Source organism: Micromonospora globbae (assembly GCF_003610785.1).
In the GTDB taxonomy this organism is placed as follows: domain Bacteria; phylum Actinomycetota; class Actinomycetes; order Mycobacteriales; family Micromonosporaceae; genus Micromonospora; species Micromonospora globbae.
The window spans coordinates 399158-421428 of the sequence record NZ_RAQQ01000001.1 but is presented as its reverse complement, the minus strand read 5'-3'; the positions used below and the strand labels follow the sequence as shown (position 1 = coordinate 421428).

The window sequence follows — 22271 nt, the reverse complement described above, 5'->3', positions numbered from 1 at the left end:
GTCTGATCGGCCCGCGATCGGTCCCGCCGACCGCCGGACGCCGCACCGCCGAGGGCCGATCCGCGACCCCGGCGGGTCACATGCCGGTCGGCTCGGGCGAGTCGACCGGCGGGTGGGCCAGCACGAACCGCTCCACGGCGGCGCCACTGACCGCGGCGCAGAACTGCCGGTACCCGGCCGTGGCGCCCCAGTGTGACAGGGCGAGCGGGCGGCCGGCGGGGAACTCCCCGTACCCGGGATCCCACGGCGCCACCACGAACCGCCCCCCGTACCGGTCGTCGCCGAACTTCTGCGCCAACGCGCGCAGCGCCTCGATCTGGTCCCGGACCAGCGGCTCGACGTACCAGAGGATGGTGTAGCCGTGCTCCAGGTTGTGCACCAGGATCTCGATCGCCGGCCGGTCGCGGGTGGTGTAGAACCGTCGCACGGCGGGCGCCGGCACCACGAAGTGGGGCCCGGACGACGGGGGGACCAGGTCGTACTGGATCCGGGTGGCGTACGGCTCGGCGGTGCCGGGTCCGACGTGGACACCGACGCCCCGGACCGGGTCGGTCAGCTCCGGGTCGCAGCCGGACCGGGCGAGGTCGACACCGATCTCGGCGGCGGGCCGGTGGGCCGCCGAGTCGGCGTACGCGCGGACGAACGGGACCACCGCCACCGCGAGCAGCAGGGTGCCGAGCGTGACCGTGACGGCGGCGATCCTCGGCCCGGCCGCCCGACGCGGCTCAGCCACGGCGCCCGTCCACGCGTCGCAGGTGGTCGGCGGCGAACTCCAGCACCACCTCGATGGGCGGCGTTCCGCGGCCGGAGAGGGTGCCCGTGCTCAGGGCGAGCACCGGCACCGGGGGCACCACGGCGTACCCGTCGTCGCGCAGCTGCGCCACGTTCCGCTGCACCGCGGGGCGTTCCCACATCGCCTGGTTCATCGAGGGCACCAGGACGACGGGCGCCGACGCGGCGAGCAGGCAGGTGCCGACGAGGTTGTCGGCGATGCCGAGGGCCGCCTTGGCCAGGGTGTTGGCGGTGGCCGGCAGGACGAGCACCAGGTCCGCCCAGGTCGTGAGGGCCAGGTGCGGCACCTCGGTGGTCGCCTCCTCGTCGACGAGGGCGGGATGTCCGGTCAGGAGGGTGAACGAGCGGGCGGGCACGAAACGCGCCGCGGCCGGGGTGAGCACCACCCGCACGTCGAGCCCCAGCGCGTGCCGCATCACCATGATGGACTGGGGGAGGGTCAGCACGTCCGCGGAGCCGCAGGCGGCCAGCAGGACCCGGCGCGCCGGGAACGGACCGGCGCCCGCCGCGGGCGGCCCGTCCGGCCGCCGCGGCTGCTCGGTGGTCGTCACGGTACGGGTAGCCACGGATCGCCTCCTGGCAGGGGAGAGTTGTCGTCGGTCAGTTGGCAGCGGACCAGGTCGGCGTAGACGCCGTCGGCGCGCAGCAGGTCCTCGTGCCGGCCGCGCTCGACGATGCGTCCGTCGGCGACCACGAGGATCTGGTCGGCGTTGCGGACGGTGCTCAGCCGGTGCGCCACGACGATCCGGGTGCAGCGCAGGGCCGAGATCGCCTGGTCGACACGTCGTTCGGTGGCCACGTCGAGGTGGCTGGTCGCCTCGTCGAGCAGGAGCACCGCGGGTTGTCCGGCCACCGCGCGTGCGATGGCCAGCCGCTGCCGCTGCCCGCCGGAGAGGGCCTGGCCCCGCTCGGCGACCTGCGTGTCGTAGCCCATCGGCATCGCCGCGATGTCCTGGTCGATCGCGGCCACCTCGGCGGCCGCCCGGATCGCCGGCATTCCGATGCCGGGGTGCACGAGGCTGACGTTGCGCCGGATGGAGTCGCGGAACAGGTAGCTCTCCTGGAGCACGACGCCGAACTGGCGGCGCAGCGCGGTCGGATCGATGTGCGACAGCGGCACCCCGTCGAACAGGATCTCCCCGGTGGTCGGCCGGTAGAGACCGGTCAGCAGCATGGCGAGGGTGCTCTTGCCGCTGCCGGAGGGGCCGACGATGGCGACCTTCTCCCCGGGTGCGACGTCGAACGAGATCCCGTGCAGGACGGGCGGTGTGGCGCCGTCGTAGCGGAAGCTGACGTCGCGGACGCTGATCCGGCCGGTGAGGTGGGGCGCGGGCAGGTCCGGGTCGCCGGCCGGTTCCGGGCGGGCGGCGAAGACGTCCCGCAGCCGTTGCAGGTGCGACACCACGGACTGGAGGACCTGGGCGCTGGCCACCAGGGAGGCCAGCGGGGTGAGGGCGGACATGGCCAGCGCCTGCAGGCCGAGGGTCTGGCCGAGGTTGGCGCCGTCGAAGAGCCGCCCGGTGCCGAGCCAGAGCAGCGCGAGCGGGCCGGCGAGCTGGACGCTGGCGGTGATGTTGGCGACCGTGGCGGAGAGCCGGTTCTGGGCCACGTCGGCGTCGAGCGCCGTGGTGTAGCGGCGCAGCCAGCCGTCGAAGACCTGCCGCTCGGCACCCATGGACTTGACGGTCGCGATGCCGTTCAGCGCTTCGATCAGTGCGCTCTCCGCGTCGGCCTGCACGGTGAGGTGCCGTTGGCTCAGCCGCAGCAACCGGCCGTTGACCACCGCCACGGCCACCACCTGGGTGACGCCGATCGCGGCGGCCATCCCCGCGAAGGCGAGGTCGCTGGCGAGCAGCACGCCGAAGTACGCGATCACCAGCACGCCGTCGATGACCGCGGTCAGCACCTGGGTGGTGACCAGTTCGCGCAGCAGGATGCTGCTGGACAGCCGCTGCATCAGGTCGCCGCTGGAGCGTTGCTGGAAGAAGGCGTACGGCAGCCGCAGCAGGTGCCCGAACAGCCTCGTCATGAGCGCGGCGTCCACCCGGGCCTGGAGGGTGACCAGGAGCCGGGACCGCAGGTAGGCCACCCCGAACTGGGTCAGCACGAGCGCCGCGATGGCCAGCGCCAGGTACGGCATGAGGGCCGTCTCGCGGGCCGGCATGATCCGGTCGAACGCGACGGTGGTGGCCATCGGCAGCGCGAGGCCCAGCGCCTGCAGGACGAGGGACACGGTGAACGCGGCGCCGAGCTGCGGCAGGAACGGCCGCAGCAGCGGCCGGGCGCGTCGCAGCCGGGCGATCGGTCCCGGTCCGACGGTCGGCGGCGCGGGCGGGGACTGCGGGTCGCGGGTGTAGGTGAGCACGGTCCCGCTGAACCCGGCCGCGAACTCGGCCGGGGTGAGCAGCCGCCGCCCGAGCGCCGGGTCGACCAGGCGGACCCCGCGCTCGCTGACGTGCTCCACGACGACGAAGTGGGCGTTCTCCCAGTGCGCGATGGCGGGGAGGGGCAGCGCGCCGACGTGCGCCGCGTCGGCCCGGAAGGCCCGGCCGCGCAGCCCGAACCGGGGCCCCGCGGCCAGCAGCGCCCGCGCCGTGATCCCGTCGCGGCCGATGTCGAGCACGTCGCGTACGGCGGCCAGCGAGGCCCGTACGCCGTGCCGGCGGGCGATCATCGCCAGGCAGGCGGCGCCGCAGTCGGCGTCGGCCATCTGGAGCACCAGCGGGACCCGGCGCCGGCCCGGCCAGAACCGGCGCGCCCCGCTCCCGGTCAGGCGGCCCACTGTCGCTCCCGGCGGGCCGGGGCGCTGGCGCCGGAGCGGGCCGGCCCGGCGCTCGCGGGTGGTGCGAGCAGGAGCACGGACGGCACCCGCTCGGGTGCGGCGAGCCGCAGCAGGGCGAGTCCGACGCCGGACAGGCCGGTCATGAGTTCGGGGGACGCGAGCGCCGTCGGGTTCGCGCAGCGCCAGCCGCCGCCCAGCCCGTCGCGGAGCACCGCCGCGGCCGGCGCGGTCGCCTGCCGCGGGTCGGCGGCCAGCAGCAGGTCGAGGTTGCCGAGGTCGCCGTGGCACAGCGAGTGGTTGCGCCCGAACCCGGTCGCGAGCGTGGTGGCGACCGCGGTGGTGATCTCGGTGTCGAGCGTGTCGTCCGGCCCGAGGGCGTCCCGGATCAGCAGCCGTGACAGGCCGATCCCGGGGGCGCCGTGGCACCAGGTCACCCCGCAGCGTCCCGGCCGGCGCAGGTCGGCCCAGTTCGCCTCGGCGGGGCGGAACAGGCTGCGGTCGTACGCGAGCGCGCGGGTGGCGGCGTCGGCGTACGCGGGGTCGCCGGTCACCGCCCAGGCGTGCGCCAGCGCGGCGGCGATCCCGGCCGCGCCGTGGGCGAGTCCACCCAGGGGGGCGCCGGCCGTCCCGCCCGGCGGGTCGGCGTACGCGGTGTCGGCGGCGGCGAGCAGCCGGCGGGCCGCACCGCGCACGACCGGGGCGACCCGCTCGGGGTCGAGACCGGCGCGGGACACGGCGAGGACGGCGCCGGCGAACCCGTCGACCAGATCCGGGGCCTGGTCGGTGGCGGCGAGCGCGGTGACCCGCGCGAGCGCCACGTCGACGGCCGGGGCGAACCGGCGGGTCTGCCACAGCTCCCCGAGGTGGCCGAGGGTGTAGACCAGGCCGCCCCAGCCGGTGAACGCGCCGATCCGGTCACCGGGGACCCGGCGGTCGAGGATCCGGGCCGTGAGCCCGGCGGCGGCGCGGTCGGCGAGGTCGGTGAACCGCTGCTCGCCGGTGAGCCGACCGGCGTGGGCCAGGAAGAGCGTCACCCCGGCGATCCCGTCGTAGAGGTGCGGGCCGAGCGGCGCCGGCGCCCAGCGGCCCGGGGTGGCGGTGTCGGGGGTGAGGCCGAACCAGGTGGGTTCCGTGCCCGGGAAGGCCAGGGCGGCCACCGCGTCGGCCACCGAGGTCGCCGCGGCCAGGTACGCCGCCGCCGGCGGCACCGGAGCCGGCGGCACCTCCGCGAGGTGCCAGCGCACCCGGGCGTGCGGGGCGTCCGCCCCGTCCACCTGTGGGGTGAAGGCGGCCCGGACGAGCCATCGCTGCCGCTCCAGGTCCGCCTCTCCCAGCCGTCCGAGCCGGCGCCGCGCCTCGGCGAGGCCGGACCGGGCGAGCAGACCGGGCAGCCGGCGGCCCCGGCTCGTCCACAGGTCGCGGGAGTCCACCGTGGTGGTGAACATCGGCACGTCGCGGCGCGCCAGGTCGGCCCGTTCCGCCGCGACGGTGGCGGCCAGCAGCGGCAGTTCGGCCACGCCCGACCAGAGCCAGTCGTGCAACCGCTCGGTGTCCAGGCCGTCCTGCAGCGCGTCGGTGTGCAGGGCGGCGTCGCGCAGCCGGAGGTACGTCCGGGTCGGGCGCAGCACCACGCGGATCTCGTCGGCCGCGAACGCGGTGACCGGTCCGTCCGGGGCGAGCAGTTCGTCGCGTACGGCGGCGAGCAGCCGGTACGTGGCCGTGAAGCCGTCCAGCACCTGCGGCAGGTGCGCGGCGAGGTCGGCCGGGTCGGCGCCGGGGTCGAGCGGGCCGTGCTCGTCGTGGTGGTGGCCCGGCGCGCACAGCCGCATCTCGTCGGTCCCCTCGGCCTGCCAGGCCGAGCAGTTGCAACGGTTGGCGGCCGGGCCCGCCGCCTCGTCGGCGCGGGGCAGCAGACCCACGGCGAGCACGGAGTCGGCGATCGCGTCGCCACCGCCGCGGGCCCCCGCGGCCCGGGCGACCGCGGGGGTGAACGCGGTCTCGAGGTCGACCAGGACGGGATGCTCGCCGTGGACGACCACGTTCTCCCGGTGGCAGTCGGTGGCGCCGACGGCCTGCAGCAGGGCCAGCAGTGACCCGTAGCGGCGGGCGAACCGCCGCCGCCCGCCGGGTGTCGTGGGGGCGGCGGACTCGACGTACTCGGCCCAGCCGTGATCCCCGCGGGGCAGGACCGTGAACGTGTGCAGGTCGGTGCCCCGCTCGTTGAGCCATTCCAGCAGGTGCTGGAAGCGGGCCTCGACGGCGACCGGTCGGGGCTTGTAGACCAGCCGCAGGCCACTGTCGAAGGTGGCCACCAGCACCCGCCGGCCGTCGCGGTGCGGGTCACCGGTCTCCTGGATGTCGACCAGGCGGCCCGGCCGGGCGCCGCCGTGGAAGGTCGTGGCCAGCGCCGGGGCGTCGTCGGCGAGCCGCCGCAGGAACTCGATGGTGCGGTCGGCCCAGCCGCGCGTCAGGTCGTACGCCTGACGGGCCAGGACCGGGTACTCGGCCAGCAGGGCCAGGGCCGCCTCGGGCGCGCGGTGGCGGCGGAAGAAGGCCGCGTACCGTTCCTGCGGCGTGTCGCCGGCCGACGCCCCGCGCAACCGGTCGATGTTGAGTTCGAGGACGACGGCGCGGCTGAGGACCACCACCAGCTCGTCGAGCAGCCCGGTCACACCCAGCCGGTCGGCGTCGGGGGGCAGCAGGTCGGGAGCGTCGTCGGCGAGGTGCCGGACGTGTCGCGCCACCCGGGCCCGGGCCCGCGCGACCAGCGGCGCCACCAGGGCGAGGGACGCGTCGAGCGGGCGGCCGGGCAACAGCTCCGGGTCGATGTCGGAGGTCGACGCCGCGCGGTAGCACGCCACGAGGTCGCGGATCCATTCCGGGGTCCCGCCGAGGCGGGCGGCGAGCCGCGCCGGCGACTCGTCCAGCAGCGCGAGCAGGGTTCCCTCGTCCAGTCCCTCCGCCGCCAGCCGGCGCCGCCACTCCTCGTCGTCGGCGAAGGCGCCGCCGGTGCGCCAACGGGACAGCCGCCACCGGGACCGCTCACCGGGCTCGGCGTCCGCGGGCGGGGGAGCGGCCAGCCGTTCGGTGACGGTCAGGGCGGCCAGGAGTCGCTGTTCGATCGGGGTGGTCGGGTCGTCGTCGGCGGGATGCGGGACAGTGGACATGCGGCGCTCCAGCGGCGGTGGATCGGACGGAGGGTGGGGCCCGGGCCGTGGCCCGGACCCCCCTGGGACCCGTGGTCGGGTCGGCCCGTGCGGACTCAGCAGACGCAGTGGCAGCAGGCCGTGGTGTGACCGGTGGTGGCGGCGGCGCCGCCGGCGACCGTCTCCAGCTGGTCGCGGTCCAGCTCCACCACGCCCACCGGGTGGGCCTCGGCGGCCTCCGGGGCGGCGGCGCGCCGGTACTCGTCCTTCCAGCCGTTGACGATGTCGGTGATGGACATGCGGTTCTCCTTTCACGACGACCGTCCGGCCTGCCCGGCGGTCGCTTGCAGGACCAGCCTCCGCGCCGCGGGCCGCCGGCACATGAGTAGCCGCTACCTCAGTCCGGCCCGGTCCTGTCGCGCCGGTGACAACCAATCCGGCGGGCCGGAGCGTTCCGTGTGCGGGCGTGTCCGGAAGGCGACGGCCCCACCGCGTGCGATGTGTGAAGGTGGGCCAGAGTCACACTCAGGCCGCCGCACGTCCTGATCCGGTCGGCCGAGCGGATCGAGGACGAGATTGGCGACCGGGCCCCGGGGTGGTCCGGCCCGGGGTTGAGGGGGTCCAGTGGCTGCGCCGGGATGTCTCGTGGACGGCAACGGCGGGTGGCCGTTCGTCGGCCGCGCGCGTGAGCGGGAGCAGACGGTCGCCGCGCTCGACACGGCGTCCGGTTCGGGCGTCCTGCTCACCGGGGATCCCGGGGTCGGCAAGAGCTCACTGCTCGACGAGGTGCTCGACCACGCCCTGCGGCGGCAGCGTGTCGTCCTGCGGGTCACCGCCACACCCGGCTGGCGGGACGTGCCGTTCGGGGTGCTCGCGAGCCGCCTGCCCCAGCCGTCCGACGCGAACGTGGCCGACGTGTTCCGGGACGTCGAGCGGCGGCTGCGCGACGTCGCGGCGGGCCGCGGCGTGGTCATCGGCGTCGACGACCTCAACTGGCTCGACGACGCCTCCGGAGCCCTGCTCGAACGGCTCGTCGTCGGCGGCACCGTCCAGGTGGTCGCCACCGTACGCACCGACGCCCTGGACGCCGCGCCGGTGGCCGCGCTGCGGCGGTCCCGCTCGGTGGACCGGGTGCACGTGCCGCCGCTGGATCCCGACGAGACCGCGCTCGTCGTACGGGAGGCGCTGGGTGGCCCGGTCGACGGCCTCACCCTCGGCGCGCTGTGGCGGATCAGCCAGGGAAACCCGCTGTTCCTGCGGGAGGCGCTGCGGTGCGGGCTGCGCGAGGGCGGGCTGGTCCGCCGCGACGGCATGTGGACGTGGCCCGCCGAGTCGCTGTGCCCCACCCACCTCGCCGAGCTGATCGAGCAGACCCTCGGCACCCTCGACCCCGACGAGGCCGAGGCGTTGCAGTACGTCGCCCACGCCGAGCCGGCACCGCTGGCCCTGATCGAGCGGATGGTCCCACCGCGCACCGCCGAGCAGTTGGAGGAGCGGGGCCTGATCCGGCTGGTGCAGCACGGCGCGGACGTGCTGGTGCAGACCGGCCACCCGCTGTACGCGGAGGTGGTGCGCAACCGCACCGGCGCGTTGCGTGCCCGCCGCCTGCGCCGGAACCTGGCCGAGGCGCTGGCGGCGGTCGACGGCGGCGGCGAGGGCGACCTGGCCCGGGTCGTGGCCTGGCGCTGCGAGGCGGATCTCCCGGTCGCCGCGGACGACCTGCTCACCGCCTCCGAGTACGCGCTGCGCCGGCACGACTCGGTCCTCGCCGAGCGGCTGGGCCGCCGCGTCGACTCCGCGCGCGGTGACTGGCAGGTGGCGCGGGCGCTGGTCGCGCAGGGCCGCAGCGACGACGCGGACGCGCACCTGGCCCGGGCGGCCGCGGACCTGACCGATCCGAGGGACCGCGCGGAGGCGGCGGCGCTGCGGGCGCTGAACCTCTTCTGGGGCGGTCGCCGGCCGGACCAGGCCCGCGAGGTGATCGACGCCAGCCACCGCGACCTGCCCGCGGAGGCGCACCCCGGGTTGCTGGCCGCGCAGGCGGGGATCGGCGCGTTCAGCGGCGCCAGCGGCGGTGCCCGTGAGTCCCTGGCGCGCCTGGCGGTGGATCCGCCGCGCGATCCGCTGCTGGCGACCGCCGTCACGGCCCTGCACCCCTACCTGCTGCTGTTCGACGGGCAGCCGGGCCGGGCGGCCCGGATGTTCGACAGCGGCGAGGTCGAGATCCCCGACACCTGGGCGACGATGCGGGCCGCCACGCAGGCCTGCCACGTGCAGTCCCTGCTCATGTCGGGCCGGCTGCCCGAGGCCGAACAGCTGGCGGAACGCTACTACCGGGATGCGGTGGAGCGGGGCGCCGCCGACGCGGTGGGGCTGCTCGCCTTCGCCCGTGGCAAGTGCGCCTACCACGCCGGTCAGATGCACCGGTCGATGCGCTGGCTGCACGAGGCCCGCACGCTCGCCGGCGACCGCACCCTGTTCCCCGTCCGGGCCTACGTGCTGTCCGCCAACGCGTACGTGGCGGCGCAGCTCGGTGAACTCGCCGAGAGCCGGCGGCTGCTGCAACAGCTGCTCGACGACCACGCCGGCGCCGGCGACGGGCAGCTCAGGGGCCTGGTAGCCGCCGACGCCGAGCTGACGGCCGCCTGGCTGGCGGCCGCCGACGGCCAACTCGCCACGGCCGTCGGCACGCTGCGCGAGCTGCCCGGCCGGGCCGACCAGGCCACGACGATCACGGTGGAGTGCCTGCACCTGCTCTCCCGCCTGGAGCCCACCACCGGCACCGCCGAGCGGTTGGCGCAGGTCGCGGCCGGATGCGACAGCCCGCTGTTCACGCTCTGGGCCGACTACGCCCACGCGCTCGCCGCCGACGACCCTTCCGCGCTCGAACGGATCGGCATCGAGTTGGAGGCCAGCGGATACCTGGCTCTCGCGTTGGAGGCGATGGTCGCCGGGGAGGCGGCGTACGGCCGTCGCGGCGACCACCGGCGGGCGAACCTGCTGGCCCGCAGGGCCGACCTGCTGCACAAGCGGTGCGGGGGCTACTGGCCGCCGCTGAGGCCGCGCCCGGTCGGCCGGGACGATCTCACCCCGCGGGAGCGGCAGATCTGCGAGCTGGCGGCGACGGGGCACGACAACGCGGCGATCGCCGCCGAGCTGGTGCTGTCGGTGCGGACCGTGGAGAACCACCTCCAGCGGGCGTACGTGAAGCTCGGGCTGCGGGGGCGGGCGGGTCTCGCCCAGGCCCTCGGGCTGCAGCGGGCGGGCTGACCGTACGCCGTCGGCGGACACTGACCGGCCCGGCTGCCGCCCGGATCGGCCGCCCGGACCGGGGCCGCGGTGCCGCCCGGATCGGGCCGCGGTGCCGCCCGGAGCGGCCCAGGTGCCGCCCCGGGCGGAGACGGGGCCCGCCGCCCCGCCCCCGCCCGGAGGGCGCCGCGTCGGGAGGACTCACGTCTGGCGCATTCGCGGGTCACCTGCCCCGGCCGCTAGGACGCGGCGAGCGCCTCGGTGGGTGCCAGCCGGGCGGCACGGACAGCCGGGTACAGGCCGGCGATGCCTCCGATGAGCAGCGTCGCCCCCACCCCGCCCACGGACGCCCAGGCCGGCACCACCGCCGGCCAGGACCGGGAGCTGGCGTATCCGGCGGTCACCGCGACGCCGATCAGCACCCCACCGGCACCGCCGATGGCGCTGAGCAGCAGGGACTCGGCGAGGAACTGGAGCCGGACCTGCCCCCGGGTCGCGCCGAGGGAACGGCGCAGTCCGATCTCGGCGCGGCGCTCCAGCACCGAGATGACCATGGTGTTGGCCACCCCGACCCCGCCCACCAGCAGAGCCACCGCGCCGAGGCCGAGCAGCAGACCGGTGAACGCCTGGTCGGCCGCCCGCCGGGCGGCCAACGCGTCCGAGGGCCGGGACACCGTCACCTCGTTCGGTGACTCCGGGTTGGCCGTCGCCGCCAGGACGCCACGTACCGCCTCGACGTCCGCGTCACGGGACCGGGTGTAGACGGTGGTCGGGTGACCGTCGAAGCCGAGCTGCCGCTGCGCGGCGGGCCAGCCGACCAGGGCGGCCGAGTCCAGCTCCGGGGCGAGCGGCACCGGGTCGAGGATGCCGACCACCGTGAACCACTGCCCGTCGAGGTGGACCTGGACGTCCGGGTTCACCTCCGGGACACCGAGCTGGCGGGCGGCCGCGGACCCCAGCACCACCACCGGGTACCGCTCGGTCGCCGCGTTGAGCCAGGCGCCGTCGGCCAGCGTGGCGCCCACCGTCTCCAGCAGGTTCAGCTGCGCGGCCAGCACCGCCAGGCCGCCGGTCTGCATCCGTGGGATCCGGTCGTTGCGGTAGACGCCGGCGTCGGGGACGGTTCCGGTCGCGGCGACCTGGCGTACCGGTTCGATGCGGGCGATCATCGCGACCGACTCGGCCGGCAGCGTGGCGGTGTCGCCGCTGAGCGAGTGTCCCGGCGCCACCGTGAGCAGGTTCGTGCCGAGCGCGTCGAGCTGGCGGTCCAGTTCGACACGGCTCGACGACGAGATGCCGACCACGGCCACCATGGCGGCGATGCCGATCGCGATGCCCAGCGCGGAGAGGAACGCCCGCAGCGGCCTCGTCCGCAGTCCCGCGCTGCCGACCCGGAGCACGTCGGCGGGTCGCAGTGCCGCGGGGGAGAGCGACCGGCGCGGATCACCGGGTGCCGGTCCGATCACCTCGTCACCTCCCCGTCGCGCATGACCACCCGCCGGGGCAGGGCGGCGGCGATCTCCTGGTCATGGGTGATGACCAGGACGGTCGTGCCGGCCGCGTTCAGCTCCCGCAGCAGCGCCATCACACCCGCCCCCGCGGCGGAGTCGAGGTTGCCGGTCGGTTCGTCGGCGAGCAGCAGCGCCGGGTCGCCGGCCACGGCACGGGCGATGGCCACCCGCTGTCGCTCGCCGCCGGAGAGTTCGTGCGGCCGGTGGTCCAGCCGGTCGCCCAGCCCCACCCGGACGAGCGCCGCCGCCGCCCGGCGCCGCCGCTCCCGCAGGGGCACGCCGGCGTAGAGCAGCCCGTCCGCGACGTTGTCCAGTGCGGTCGCCGCCGGCGCGAGGTGGAACTGCTGGAACACGAACCCGATCCGGTGGGCCCGCAGCGCGGACAACTGGCGGTCGCTCAGCGTCGCCACGTCGTACCCGTCGACGCGCACCGTTCCGGACGACGGGCGGTCCAGCGTGCCGATCAGGTGCAGCATCGTGGACTTGCCCGAGCCGGACGGGCCCACCACGGCGACCATCTCGCCGTACCCGACGGCGAGGCTGACCTCGCGTACCGCCGTCACTCCGCCCGGGTACGTCCTGGTCACCCCGGCCAGCTCCACGACCGCGGTCACGACGGCATCCCCACGGTCGTGCCCTCCGCCACGCCGGCGCCCGAGACCTCGACGCGGCCCTCGGCGAACAGTCCCGTCTCGACCGGCACGACCCGGACGGCGTCGTTCTCCACCACCTGGAGGCCGTACCCGCCCTCGGCCAGGGCGAGCAGCGCGGCCACCGGCACGGCCAGCACGTTCTCACGCTGGGAGGCGGTGAACGCGACCGGCACGGTCGCCTCGTCGAGCCCGGCCAGGGCCTTGGCGTCGGTGACGCCGACGGTCACCCGGAGTCGGGTCTCGGACTCCTGGTCCTTGCCGTCCGCCGGTACGACCACCGTCTCGGTGCTGATGACCTTGCCGGGGGTCGCCGTGCCGCTGGGCAGGGTGCAGGTCACCGCGGCCCCGGTCCGGGCCATGCTCCGGTCGGTCACCTCGAGGTCGACGGTCACCACCCGGGTCGTGCCGGTGTGCGACAGCACGGGCTCGCCGGGCTTGAGGAGGGTGCCGACGGTCGCCTCGTGGCTGGCCACCCGCACCGTGCCGTCCGCGTACGCGACGCGGCCCAGTTCCACCGAGCCGGTCCCCGGCAGGCCGAGGTCCTCCTGCCAGCGTTCGACGGCCGTCGCGGTCGCGGTGGTGTACTCGTCGTCGACGGTGAACCCCGTGTACCCCAGTTTCCGCAGGTTCTCCTCGAACTGCCGGACGTCCGGCCCCTCGGTCCCCGGCGCCAGGTCCCGGTACGCCGGAAGGCGGCCGTAGAGCAGCACGGTCGGCTTGTCGTCGACGCGGAAGAGCGCCTGCCCGTGCGCGACGGTCTGCCCGACCGGCGGGAGGGCCGTCAGGGTGCCGCCGACCCGGTCGGCGAGGACGGTCGCGTCCCCGTAGCCCAGGGTGCCGTCCACGGTCTTGCGCTCGACCAGCGTCTGCCGGGTCACCGTGGCGGTCTCCAGCGACCGGGACCCTCCGGCGGCCGACCCCGTGCGCTTCCTGCCGAAATCCAGGCCGGACCCGGTGGCCGCCACGGCCGTGGTGCCGACGGCGAGCGCCGCCGCCACCACGACCGCCAGCCGACGGGTCCCGCGTCGGGCGAACCCTCTCATTCCTTGTTCTCCGTGGTCAGCCCGCCGGCCGGCGCGCCGTCCTTCGGGTTCGGCCGGTACCTCTTGCACTTCTCCTGGGCCGCGGTCAGCCGCGGGTCGTCCGGCTGCATCCCGAGCGCGTCGTTGCTGACCTGCAGGCCGGCGTCGGTCGGGTCGGGAAAGTTCGGCACCCCGTTCTCCCGCATGCACTTCGAGAAGGCCCGCAGCTGTTCCACGACCTCGGGATCGGCCTTGGTCGGCTCACCCCCGTTCGGCATGTACCGCTTGCACCGCTGTTCCGCCGCGGCGACCTTCTCCCTGCTCACCCCCTCGGGCAGGCTGAGGTTGACGCCGCCGTTCTGGTTGAACTTCGGGTCGGGGTACTCCGGGACGCCGTTCTCCCGCATGCACTGGGAGAACCGCACGAAGTTCTCCCGATCCTGGTCCGCGCCGGACGCCGCGGCTCCGCTGACCTCGGCGGTCGGTGTGCCGCCGGCCGTGGCCACTCCGCCGCCGGCCTCGGCCTCACCACAGCCGGCCACCGCCAGCGTCACGAGCAGGCCGCCGACGGCGAGCAGGGTTCTGATACGCATGGTCTCCATCTCCGTCCGGGCCGAGCGGGCGTCGGCCCTGCGACGAAGTACAGCGAAACGGGGTTTTCCCGGCCGTCAGCGAAAGTGTTGACGCGGAGGTGACGCGGGGGCGGGTCACCATGGACCCATGCGCATCCTGGTGGTCGAGGACGAACCGCTGCTCGCCGACACGGTGGCGCAGGGCCTGCGGCGGGAGGCCCACGCCGTCGACGTCGTCCACGACGGCGCGGCGGCGCTCGAACGGCTCGACGTGCACGACTACGACGTCCTCGTGCTCGACCGCGGCATCCCCGTCGTGCACGGCGACGACGTCTGCCGGGCGCTCGCCGCCCGCGACACCTCCGTACGGGTGCTGATGCTGACGGCCGCCGCCGAGATCGACGACCGGGTCGCCGGGCTCGCCCTCGGCGCGGACGACTACCTGCCCAAACCGTTCGCCTTCCGGGAGCTCGCAGCCCGGGTGGCCGCGCTCGGCCGGCGCTCGCGGGCGGCCGCGCCACCCATCCTCGAACGCGGCGGGATACGCCTCGACCCGCACCGGCGCGAGGTGTACCGGGACGGCCGCTACGTCCCGCTGTCCCGCAAGGAGTTCGCCGTCCTCGCCGAGCTGCTGCGCGCCGACGGCGCCGCGGTCTCCCAGGAGCACCTGATGGAGAAGGCCTGGGACGAGCACGCCGACCCGTTCAGCCACGCCGTGCGGATGACCATCCTCAAGCTGCGGCGCAAGCTCGGCGAGCCACCGGTGGTGCTGACCGACCCGGGAGTGGGGTACCGGATCCCGTGACCGCCGCCTGGCTCGCCAAGCTGACCATCCGGGCCCGACTCACCCTGGTCTACGGCGGGCTCTTCCTCCTCGCCGGTCTGCTGCTGCTCGGCGTGACGTACGTGCTGGTGTCGCAGCGGCTTCCCCAGGGGAACACGGTGTCGACGAGCGGACGTTCGGTCGGTGGAGCGACGCCGTCGCCGATGCCCGGCGGTGGGCCCCCGCCGGTGACCGGCGAGGCCCCCGAGCCCTCGTCCACCCAGTTCGTCACGGACACCCGGCACGACGCCCTGGACGCGCTGTTGACCCAGGGCGGGATCGCGCTGGCGGTGGTCGGCGCCGCCGCCATCGCCTTCGGCTGGCTGATCGCCGGTCGTCTGCTCCAGCCGCTGCACCGGGTCACGGAGACGGCCCGGCGGATCGCGGCCGCCCCGGACGCGGACCGGGGGCTGCACGAGCGCATCGCCCTGGCCGGCCCGGCCGACGAGATCAAGGAGCTGGCCGACACGTTCGACGTGATGCTGGAACGCCTCGACCACGCCTTCGACGCCCAGCGCCGGTTCATCGGCAACGCCTCGCACGAGCTGCGCACCCCGCTCACCCTGAACCGGACGCTGCTGGAGGTCATGATCGATCCGCGTACGGCGTCGCCCGAGATGGCCCAGCTCGGTGGGACGCTGCTGGCCATCAACGAGCGGCACGAGCGGCTGATCGAGGGGCTGCTCCTCCTCGCCCGATCCGAGCGCGAGATCCCGGAGAGGTCGTACGTGGACATGGCGGACGTCGTGGATCACGTGGTGGCGCGCGTCGCCTCGGGCGCGGTGTCCGTGAAGGCCGAACCGGGGGAGGCGCCGACCACCGGGAACCCCGTACTGCTCGAACGGCTGGTCCAGAACCTGGTGGAGAACGGGGTGCGGCACAACGTGGCCGAGGGGGGCTGGGTGCGGGTTTCCAGCGGCACCGGCCCGGACGGGGCGGTCGAGGTGCGGGTGGCCAACAGCGGTCCGGTGGTGCCCCGCTACGAGATCCCGAGCCTGTTCGAACCGTTCCGCCGGCTCTCCGCCGAGCAGTCCTCCGGTCCGCCCGGCGCGGGCCTGGGGCTGTCCATCGTGCGGGCGGTGGCGCGCGCGCACGGTGGCGGCGTACGCGCCGAGCCCCGCGACGGTGGCGGCCTGGTCGTCACGGTGACCCTGCCGCCCGCCGGTTGACGCGACGCCGTCGACCCCTCCGAGCCGAGGCGCGTCCGGACCCGCGGAGCGACGGTGCGGCGGGCGCCGGCACCGGTCCGACGCCCAGGCCCCACCGGGCTGGGCGCCGGCCCCGGTCCTCACGCCCCGGTCCTCACGCCTCGGTCGTCACGCGCGCGGGGCCTCACGCCTCGGTCGTCACGCGCGCGAGGACGACGCCGGCCAGGATGAGCGCGAGCGCGCCGATCCTTCCGAGCGACACCGGGTCGTCGAAGAGGACGACGCCGAGCACGATCGCCCCGAGGGCGCCGATGCCGGTGAAGACGGCGTACGCCGTGCCGACGGGAAGCGACTCCATGGCCCGGGAGAGCAGGTACACCGCCGACACGCCCAGCACGACGCAGAGCGCGGTGGGGCCGGGCCGGGTGAAGTGGTGGGTGGGCTTGATGCTCTGCGACCAGGCGATCTCGACGAGGCCGGCGAGGATGAGGAGCGGCCAGCCGGTCATGACACGGCCTCCAACTCGGCTGCCAGCTCGCTGGCGATCGCCTCGATCCGCGTCAGCGCGGCCGTCACGGAGGCCGTGTGCCGGTCCCGCAGGTGCGCGAGGCCCGGGTCGAGTCGCGCGTTGGTCAGCTCCGCGTGGACGAACCGGACGTCCTGCACCGCGAAGTGCCCGGCGAGGAAGTCCCGCAGGTAGCGCTCCTGGTGGTCGTAGGGAGCCCGCGGAGCGCCCTCGACGTACGAGCCGCCGCGCGCCCCGGCCACGACGAACCGCTTTCCGGCGAGGTTCATCCGGGGAAAGGTCACCTGGTCGATCCATGCCTTGAGGGACGCGGGGACCGAGAAGTTGTACATCGGTACGCCGATCAGGACGACGTCGGCCGCGAGCAGCTCGTCGAGGAGCGGCTGCACCACGTCCCAGGCCCGGTGCTGGGCCGGCGTACGCACCGCCTCGCGGTAGCGCGCGGGGTCGGTGATCTGCTCGGCCAGCATCGTGTCGCAGATCTGCGTCCACGCCTCGCCGATCGGCGGGATCGGCTCCCGCGTCAGGTCCCGGCAGGTGTAGCCGCCGTTCGGGTACGCCTCGCGCCAGCGACGGGCGAAGCGTGCGCCGAGGTCGCGTGAGAACGACGCGGTCCGCGCGCTGGAGTCCAGGTGGAGCAGATTCGGCATGTCTGGCCCTCCTCGAAGTATCCGGACACAATGTCCACTTATGGAGCGTACGGAGAACTGGACGCCGTGTCCAGATGCTCCTAGGCTCGATCGTGTGACGCGTCAGTCGGTGGAGCACCCGCACCATGAGCGTGCCGACGCTGCCCGCAACCGCCGGCTCATCCTCGAGGCGGCTGACCGGCTCTACGCCGAGAGGGGCGCCGCGCACGTGACGATGGACGACATCGCGCGTGCCGCGGGCGTCGGCCGGGGCACGCTGTACCGCAGGTATCCGGACCGTGCGTCGATCGCGCTGGCGCTGCTCGACGCGCACGAGCGGGACCTCCAGGAGACGCTCCTGCGGGGAGAACCTCCGCTGGGTCCGGGTGCGTCGCCGGCCGAGCGGCTGGCCGCCTTCTACGCGGCGATGGTCGCTCTGCTCGACCGGCACGTCCACCTGGCGCTCGGCGCCGAGGTCGGCCGTTCCCGGTTCGAGGCCGGCGCCTACGGGTTCTGGCGAGCCCACGTCCGCGCCCTCGTGGCCGAAGCGGGCCACGCGGATCCCGACGCGATGGTCGAGCCGCTCCTGGCCCCGCTCGCGCCCGACGTCTTCGCCCGGCAGCGGGAGATCGGCATCGGTGCCGACCGCATCGCGGCGGCCCTGGAACGCCTCGCCCGCGCCGCGCTCGGGTGAGCCGGCGGCGCGGAGGCCGAACGACAGCGGTCCGCGTCCCGTCAGCCGGGACGCGCGGCCTGGCCGACCGGTGCGGGGCCTCGACTCACGGCAGCCCGCGGCTGGACAGGAGCCGGCCCGTCTCCACGGAGTCCCGGGCGCGGCCGAGCGCGTCGATCGTGCCCCAGCGGCCGGGGATGTCGAGGAGTTCGATCCGCCCCAATCCCTCCGGCACGTGCGGATCGATGATGAGGTGCCCGTCGTGCGGTCGCAGGCCGAGCAGGACTCTCAGGAGCAGCAGGGGAGCCCCGGCCGACCACGCCTGGGGACTGCACGCGGTGGGGTACTCGACGGGATAGTTCGTCTGGTCGCGGGGGAAGCCGGCGAACGCCTCCGGGAGGCGGCCGCCGAAGTCACGGGCGGCGTCGATGATCCCGGCCGCGATCTGGCCCGCCTCGTGGCGGAAGCCGTAGCGGGCCAGCCCCCAGGCGATGATGGAGTTGTCGAAGGGCCAGACGGTGCCGACGTGGTACCCGATGGGGTTGTACCTGCCCTCGGTGGTGGCGAGCGTGCGCACGCCCCAGCCGGAGAACAGCGCCGGCCCCAGCAGATGCCGCGCGACGGCGGGAGCGCGGGCCTCGTCGACGATCCTGCTCCACAGCAGGTGCCCCATGTTGGACGACAGCGAGTCGACGTGTCCGCCGTCGCGGTCCAGGGCGGTGGCGTAGCACTCGCGGTCGGCTATCCAGAAGTCACGGTTGAACCGTTGCTTCAGCTCGGCGGCCTCGCGTTCGAGCCGCTCGGCGTACGCCGGGTCGTCCCAGACCTCCCGGGCGAGCCGGGCCCCGCGCATCTTCGCGTCGTACGCGTAGCCCTGCAGTTCGCAGGTGGCCAGGGGATAACAGGGCAGGCGTCCGTCGTGGTAGGAGATGGCGTCGGGCGAGTCCTTCCAGCACTGGTTGAGCAGTCCCGTCTCCGGGTTGCGGGTCTTGTAGTAGATGTATCCCGTGCCGAGCATGTTGCCGTAGTTGTCGATCCAGTCGAGTGCCGCACGGGTCGGGAACTCCAGCCGCCGGACGAGGTCGACGTCGCCGGTCCACCGCTCGTACTCGTCGAGGAGGACGACGAACAACGGGGTGGAGTCGGCGGAGCCGTAGTAGGGGGAGTGCGTTGCTCCTCGAAGCCGACGAGTTCGCCGTAGCGCAGCTCGTGCAGGATCTTGCCGGGCTCCTCGTCGCGGAAGTCGTCCAGGCGGCTGCCCTGCAGTCCGGCGAGCATGACGATGGTCGGCTTGACCACTCCCGGTAGGAACGGTAGGGCCTGCAGGCAGGTGAATATGCTGTCCCGGCCGAACAGCGTCATGAACCACGGCAGGCCGGCGGCCACGAGCCGCATGCCGAGGGTGATCGACTCGTATCGCGGCGCGGCGAGGTCGCGGATACCCCTCTGGTAGGCCAGCAGCAGCGCCTCGCTGTCGCACCGCAGCGTCGGAGCGGACTCCAGGAACTGGCGCCGCTCGTCGCGGATCTCCGGTACGGGCCGGTCGGGGCCGAGGGGCACGGACTCCCGGAAGTCGCGGCCGTTGGCGCCGATGATCCGGGCCTTGGCCCGCAGGCGCGTCTGCCACTCGCCATGCGGTTCGATGCGGATCGCGAACGTCATCCCCCGCGCGTCCACGCGCGCCTCGGCACTGGAGGTGATGATCACCTCGCGGTGGAACTTCTCCCGACGGTAGATGAAGCGCAGGGCGCCACCGCTGGTGTCGGCCGTCGCGGTTCCTTGTTTCCGCTGGGCATTCTTGATCTCGAACAGGTCCGCGAAGTCGGCGGCCATCTCCACGCGTACGGTGACCTCGGCGGCCTCGGTGCCGTGGTTGCGCACGCTGAGGGTCTCCTCGAAACTGCCGTCGATCACCCGCTGTCGCTGGACGGAGATCTTCGCGTCCACGTAATGGCTCGGCTCCCCGGCCACGAGGAAGTACGTCGTGGCGTAGGAGTTCTCCTCGTTGACCGACAGCGCACCCAGCCGCTGCCCGTCGAGGGTGAGGACCCACGTGGACAGGAAGCGGGTGTCGAACGAGAACAGCCCCATCGGGTAGTCGAAGGACTCCTCGATGTCGCCGCGGCCGTCGGAGACGACGAACGTGTTCCCGTCCAGGATGCTGATCAGATCCGTCACGGTCGATCGCATTCGCCGTCGAGCGCTTCACGGCCAACCGTACGGGGGTCCCTCGCACCCGGGGCCTCCGGAAAGAACCGCCGGAAGGCCAGGAACAGGGAGACCTCGCCGCTGACGGTCGCCTCGTTGCGCAGCACCGCCGCGATGCTCTGCGAGCGCCCGCTCACCAGGTCGGCGAACAGGTCCAGCTCGCACTTCCACACGGCGTCGGCTTCGGCGCTCTCCCTGGTGACGGCCACGGCTCCCGGTGTCATGGTCACCAGCCAGTGCTCCGTCCGGTGGTCGACATCGAGATCGATTCGCAGGGTTCCCTGGACCGGTCCCCGGAGCACCATGGCGGCGTGCGCCGGCAGACGGTCGAAGAATCGATCAATCGGCTCGGACACCCGCAAATGGTATGCGGGCACGCCCGGCTCCCGGGCCGGAAACCACCCGAAGCCCAGCCAACGGGTCGGTGGCCGAAGGGTGCACCCCCGGCTCCGACGCCGACCCGGGTCGGGCGGGGGCCGACGCCCGCGACCGCCGATCGGCCCAGGTCACCGCGCCCGTCTCGTGGCATCCAACTGGGGCAATCTACGATCTCGTCATGAGCCTCGGCCTGGACCTGCACCTCGACCTCTCACCCGTCCGGCCCGGGCGCTCGTTGGAGGCGGCGCTGCGCGCCGCCATCCTCGACGGCAGGCTCAGCCCGGACACCCGGTTGCCGGCGGCCCGGACACTCGCCGCCGACCTCGGCATCAGCCGCAACACGGTGGCCGACGTGTACGCGCAGCTCGCCGCCGAGGGCTGGCTGGAATCGCGGGTCGGCGCGGGAACGTGGGTCTCCGTCCGGACGCCGTCGTACGTCCAGGCGGGTCTGCGCCAGCGCACGGTCCGGCGTCGCTGGATCGACCTGCGGGGCGGGATACCGGACACCGCCGGGTTCGCCCGCCGGGAGTGGGCGTCCGCGGCGCGCCAGGCGACCCTGGACGCCACCACCGCCGAACTCGGCTATCCCGACCCCGCCGGCACGACGCGGCTGCGCGGCGCGCTGACGTCGTACCTGGCCCGCACCCGCGGCGTCGCCGTCGAACGTGAACGCGTCGTGGTCGGCCAGGGATTCGGGGAGCTGCTCGTGCTCCTGTGCCGAGCCCTGCGCCAGCGCGGCGCGACCCGGATCGCCGTCGAGGAGTACGGCCACGACCACCACCGACGGCTGATCGCCTCGACCGGGATCACGCCCGTTCCGGTGGCGGTCGACGAGGACGGCGCCGACGTCCAGCTCCTGGAGAAGCTGGACGTGTCGGCGGTGCTCCTCACGCCGGCCCACCAGTTCCCCGTCGGCGTCCCCCTGGCCGCCGACCGGCGCCGCTGGCTCGTCGGCTGGGCGGAGCGGTCCGACGCCCTCGTCATCGAGGACGACTACGACGGCGAGTTCCGCTACGACCGGAGGGCCATCGGCGCGCTCCAGTCCCTCGCGCCCGAACGGGTCGCGTACCTCGGCACCGCCAGCAAGGCCGTGGCGCCGGCCGTCGGCCTGGCGTGGGGGGTCCTGCCCACGTGGCTGCTGCCCGACGTGCTGGAGCAGCGGGCGCTCTCCGGCGGGCAGCCGGCGGCGCTGCACCAACTGGCGCTCGCCAGGTTCGTCGAGGCCCACGACTACGACCGCACCGTCCGGCGGCTGCGCGCCACCTACCGGTCGCGTCGCCGACGCCTGGAGGAGGTCGTCGCGGACCGGCTTCCCGGTTGCGAGGTGACCGGTCTCGCGGCCGGCCTCCAGTGCCTGCTCACCCTGCCCGCCGGGGCTGCCGAGGAGGTGGTCGAACAGGAAGCCACCGCGCGCGGGCTGCGGTTGGAGGGCCTGGGCTCCTTCCGCTTCGGCCCGGGGCGGGAACCCCACGGGCCCGCCCTGGTGATCGGGTACGGCGGCCCGACGCCGGGACAGTACGAGACGGCGATCGAGCTTCTCGTGGAGAGCATCCGGGCGAGTGTCCGGCGGCGAGCGGATTGACCCAGCGCTCAGCCGGCGGATTGCCCCAGGGAGCCGGTGCGATCGAGCTCTAGCGTTCTCGGCATGACAGCGACTGAGTACGTCCCGATCCCCACGCGTCTCGACTTCGACGCACTCGTGCCCGCCTTCGCCCGCGCCGTGAACGACCTGGACGAGGCCGCCACGGCCGAACTGGACCGGGTCGGCATCGACCCGGCCCTGCGCGAGCTGGTGCGGCTGCGCGCCTCCCAGCTCAACGGCTGCGCCTACTGCGTCGACATGCACGCCCGCGCCGCCCGCCGGGCCGGCGTCGCGCCCCAACGCGTCGACGCCGTCGCCATCTGGTCCGACTCCAACCTCTTCACCGCCGCCGAGCGCGCCGCCCTCCACTTCGCCGAGGACGTCACCCTGCTCGCCCGCACGAAGGTGCCCGCGTCCACCGTCGACGCCGTCGTCGCGGCCTACGGGGAGGAGGGCGCCGCGGCGCTCCTCACCCTCGTCATCGCGATCAACACCTGGAACACGATCGGCGTGACCACGCGCTGCTGGCCGACCGCCATCCGGCGTCGCGACTGACCGGCAGCGGCGATGCCGTGGC

The 22271-nt window shown here is 74.5% G+C and carries 18 protein-coding genes and 1 pseudogene; 6 read left to right on the top strand and 13 right to left on the bottom strand.

From position 1 onward, the window contains the following. Positions 1 to 76: 76 nt before the first annotated feature. From D7I43_RS01815 to D7I43_RS01795, 5 genes are all read right to left on the bottom strand, one after another. The gene (locus D7I43_RS01815) at positions 77 to 733 is read right to left on the bottom strand and encodes a DUF3105 domain-containing protein (RefSeq protein ID WP_120326559.1); all 657 of its coding nucleotides are present in this window, start codon (positions 731 to 733) and stop codon (positions 77 to 79) included. Beyond that, on the bottom strand, positions 726 to 1358 hold the full coding sequence (locus D7I43_RS01810; protein WP_158610062.1) for a flavoprotein: 633 nt from the start codon (positions 1356 to 1358) through the stop codon (positions 726 to 728). The genes D7I43_RS01815 and D7I43_RS01810 overlap by 8 nt, the downstream gene beginning before the upstream one ends. After that, complete coding sequence (locus tag D7I43_RS01805; RefSeq protein ID WP_120326557.1) at positions 1340 to 3574, bottom strand: peptidase domain-containing ABC transporter; 2235 nt, start codon at positions 3572 to 3574, stop codon at positions 1340 to 1342. Before D7I43_RS01805 ends, D7I43_RS01810 begins: the two co-directional genes overlap by 19 nt. Further along, entirely contained in the window at positions 3562 to 6741 is a 3180-nt protein-coding gene (locus D7I43_RS01800; protein ID WP_120326556.1) for a type 2 lanthipeptide synthetase LanM family protein, read from the bottom strand. Before D7I43_RS01800 ends, D7I43_RS01805 begins: the two co-directional genes overlap by 13 nt. 95 nt (positions 6742 to 6836) lie before the next feature. Then, positions 6837 to 7019 (bottom strand): mersacidin/lichenicidin family type 2 lantibiotic, encoded by a 183-nt coding sequence (locus D7I43_RS01795; protein ID WP_120326555.1) that lies wholly within the window; start codon positions 7017 to 7019, stop codon positions 6837 to 6839. Positions 7020 to 7365: 346 nt separating this feature from the next. Here D7I43_RS01795 and D7I43_RS01790 point away from each other — a divergent pair, with 346 nt between their 5' ends. Continuing rightward, complete coding sequence (locus D7I43_RS01790; protein WP_158610061.1) at positions 7366 to 9990, top strand: AAA family ATPase; 2625 nt, start codon at positions 7366 to 7368, stop codon at positions 9988 to 9990. A gap of 218 nt (positions 9991 to 10208) precedes the next feature. On the opposite strand, the gene D7I43_RS01785 is transcribed toward D7I43_RS01790, so the two are convergent. The 4 genes from D7I43_RS01785 to D7I43_RS01770 are packed head-to-tail and all read right to left on the bottom strand — an operon-like array spanning position 10209 to position 13748. Further along, entirely contained in the window at positions 10209 to 11432 is a 1224-nt protein-coding gene (locus D7I43_RS01785; RefSeq protein WP_240032762.1) for an ABC transporter permease, read from the bottom strand. Beyond that, positions 11432 to 12094, bottom strand: coding sequence for an ABC transporter ATP-binding protein (locus D7I43_RS01780; RefSeq protein ID WP_120326553.1), 663 nt, complete (start codon positions 12092 to 12094; stop codon positions 11432 to 11434). Before D7I43_RS01780 ends, D7I43_RS01785 begins: the two co-directional genes overlap by 1 nt. Continuing rightward, positions 12091 to 13176: an efflux RND transporter periplasmic adaptor subunit gene (locus D7I43_RS01775; RefSeq protein WP_120326552.1), complete on the bottom strand. Its 1086-nt coding sequence runs from the start codon at positions 13174 to 13176 to the stop codon at positions 12091 to 12093. Before D7I43_RS01775 ends, D7I43_RS01780 begins: the two co-directional genes overlap by 4 nt. Continuing rightward, positions 13173 to 13748: a hypothetical protein gene (locus D7I43_RS01770; protein ID WP_147427220.1), complete on the bottom strand. Its 576-nt coding sequence runs from the start codon at positions 13746 to 13748 to the stop codon at positions 13173 to 13175. The genes D7I43_RS01775 and D7I43_RS01770 overlap by 4 nt, the downstream gene beginning before the upstream one ends. A 127-nt stretch (positions 13749 to 13875) precedes the next feature. Here D7I43_RS01770 and D7I43_RS01765 point away from each other — a divergent pair, with 127 nt between their 5' ends. Together D7I43_RS01765 and D7I43_RS01760 are read left to right on the top strand one after the other, a co-directional pair. Further along, positions 13876 to 14532 (top strand): response regulator transcription factor, encoded by a 657-nt coding sequence (locus D7I43_RS01765; RefSeq protein ID WP_120326550.1) that lies wholly within the window; start codon positions 13876 to 13878, stop codon positions 14530 to 14532. After that, positions 14529 to 15719 carry a sensor histidine kinase gene (locus D7I43_RS01760; protein WP_120326549.1) on the top strand — a complete coding sequence of 397 codons (1191 nt, stop codon included), beginning with the start codon at positions 14529 to 14531 and terminating at the stop codon, positions 15717 to 15719. The genes D7I43_RS01765 and D7I43_RS01760 overlap by 4 nt, the downstream gene beginning before the upstream one ends. Before the next feature lie 163 nt (positions 15720 to 15882). Here the strand turns inward: D7I43_RS01760 and D7I43_RS01755 are convergent, their stop codons facing one another. Both D7I43_RS01755 and D7I43_RS01750 read right to left on the bottom strand, forming a co-directional pair. Continuing rightward, complete coding sequence (locus D7I43_RS01755) at positions 15883 to 16206, bottom strand: DMT family transporter (protein WP_120326548.1); 324 nt, start codon at positions 16204 to 16206, stop codon at positions 15883 to 15885. Next, the gene (locus tag D7I43_RS01750; RefSeq protein ID WP_120326547.1) at positions 16203 to 16874 is read right to left on the bottom strand and encodes an FMN-dependent NADH-azoreductase; all 672 of its coding nucleotides are present in this window, start codon (positions 16872 to 16874) and stop codon (positions 16203 to 16205) included. The genes D7I43_RS01755 and D7I43_RS01750 overlap by 4 nt, the downstream gene beginning before the upstream one ends. Positions 16875 to 16968: 94 nt before the next feature. Here D7I43_RS01750 and D7I43_RS01745 point away from each other — a divergent pair, with 94 nt between their 5' ends. Further along, entirely contained in the window at positions 16969 to 17547 is a 579-nt protein-coding gene (locus D7I43_RS01745; RefSeq protein WP_240032744.1) for a TetR/AcrR family transcriptional regulator, read from the top strand. 85 nt (positions 17548 to 17632) lie between these two features. Here D7I43_RS01745 and D7I43_RS01740 read toward each other — a convergent pair. Next, positions 17633 to 19716: pseudogene (locus D7I43_RS01740) on the bottom strand (amylo-alpha-1,6-glucosidase). Further along, complete coding sequence (locus D7I43_RS01735; protein WP_120326705.1) at positions 19701 to 20090, bottom strand: SCP2 sterol-binding domain-containing protein; 390 nt, start codon at positions 20088 to 20090, stop codon at positions 19701 to 19703. Before D7I43_RS01735 ends, D7I43_RS01740 begins: the two are co-directional and overlap by 16 nt. Positions 20091 to 20290: 200 nt before the next feature. Between D7I43_RS01735 and pdxR the strand changes: the two genes are divergently transcribed. Next, entirely contained in the window at positions 20291 to 21694 is a 1404-nt protein-coding gene (gene pdxR, locus D7I43_RS01730; protein WP_120326545.1) for a MocR-like pyridoxine biosynthesis transcription factor PdxR, read from the top strand. Positions 21695 to 21757: 63 nt separating this feature from the next. Then, positions 21758 to 22249 carry a carboxymuconolactone decarboxylase family protein gene (locus tag D7I43_RS01725; RefSeq protein WP_120326544.1) on the top strand — a complete coding sequence of 164 codons (492 nt, stop codon included), beginning with the start codon at positions 21758 to 21760 and terminating at the stop codon, positions 22247 to 22249. Positions 22250 to 22271 lie beyond the last annotated feature (22 nt).

Bases quoted from the DNA above. Each gene is read 5' to 3' on its own strand.
- D7I43_RS01800 (WP_120326556.1), bottom strand. From the start codon at position 6,741: ATGTCCACTGTCCCGCATCCCGCCGACGACGACCCGACCACCCCGATC.
- D7I43_RS01795 (WP_120326555.1), bottom strand. From the start codon at position 7,019: ATGTCCATCACCGACATCGTCAACGGCTGGAAGGACGAGTACCGGCGC.
- D7I43_RS01775 (WP_120326552.1), bottom strand. From the start codon at position 13,176: ATGAGAGGGTTCGCCCGACGCGGGACCCGTCGGCTGGCGGTCGTGGTG.
- D7I43_RS01770 (WP_147427220.1), bottom strand. From the start codon at position 13,748: ATGCGTATCAGAACCCTGCTCGCCGTCGGCGGCCTGCTCGTGACGCTG.
- D7I43_RS01765 (WP_120326550.1), top strand. From the start codon at position 13,876: ATGCGCATCCTGGTGGTCGAGGACGAACCGCTGCTCGCCGACACGGTG.
- D7I43_RS01755 (WP_120326548.1), bottom strand. From the start codon at position 16,206: ATGACCGGCTGGCCGCTCCTCATCCTCGCCGGCCTCGTCGAGATCGCC.
- D7I43_RS01750 (WP_120326547.1), bottom strand. From the start codon at position 16,874: ATGCCGAATCTGCTCCACCTGGACTCCAGCGCGCGGACCGCGTCGTTC.
- pdxR (WP_120326545.1), top strand. From the start codon at position 20,291: ATGAGCCTCGGCCTGGACCTGCACCTCGACCTCTCACCCGTCCGGCCC.
- D7I43_RS01725 (WP_120326544.1), top strand. From the start codon at position 21,758: ATGACAGCGACTGAGTACGTCCCGATCCCCACGCGTCTCGACTTCGAC.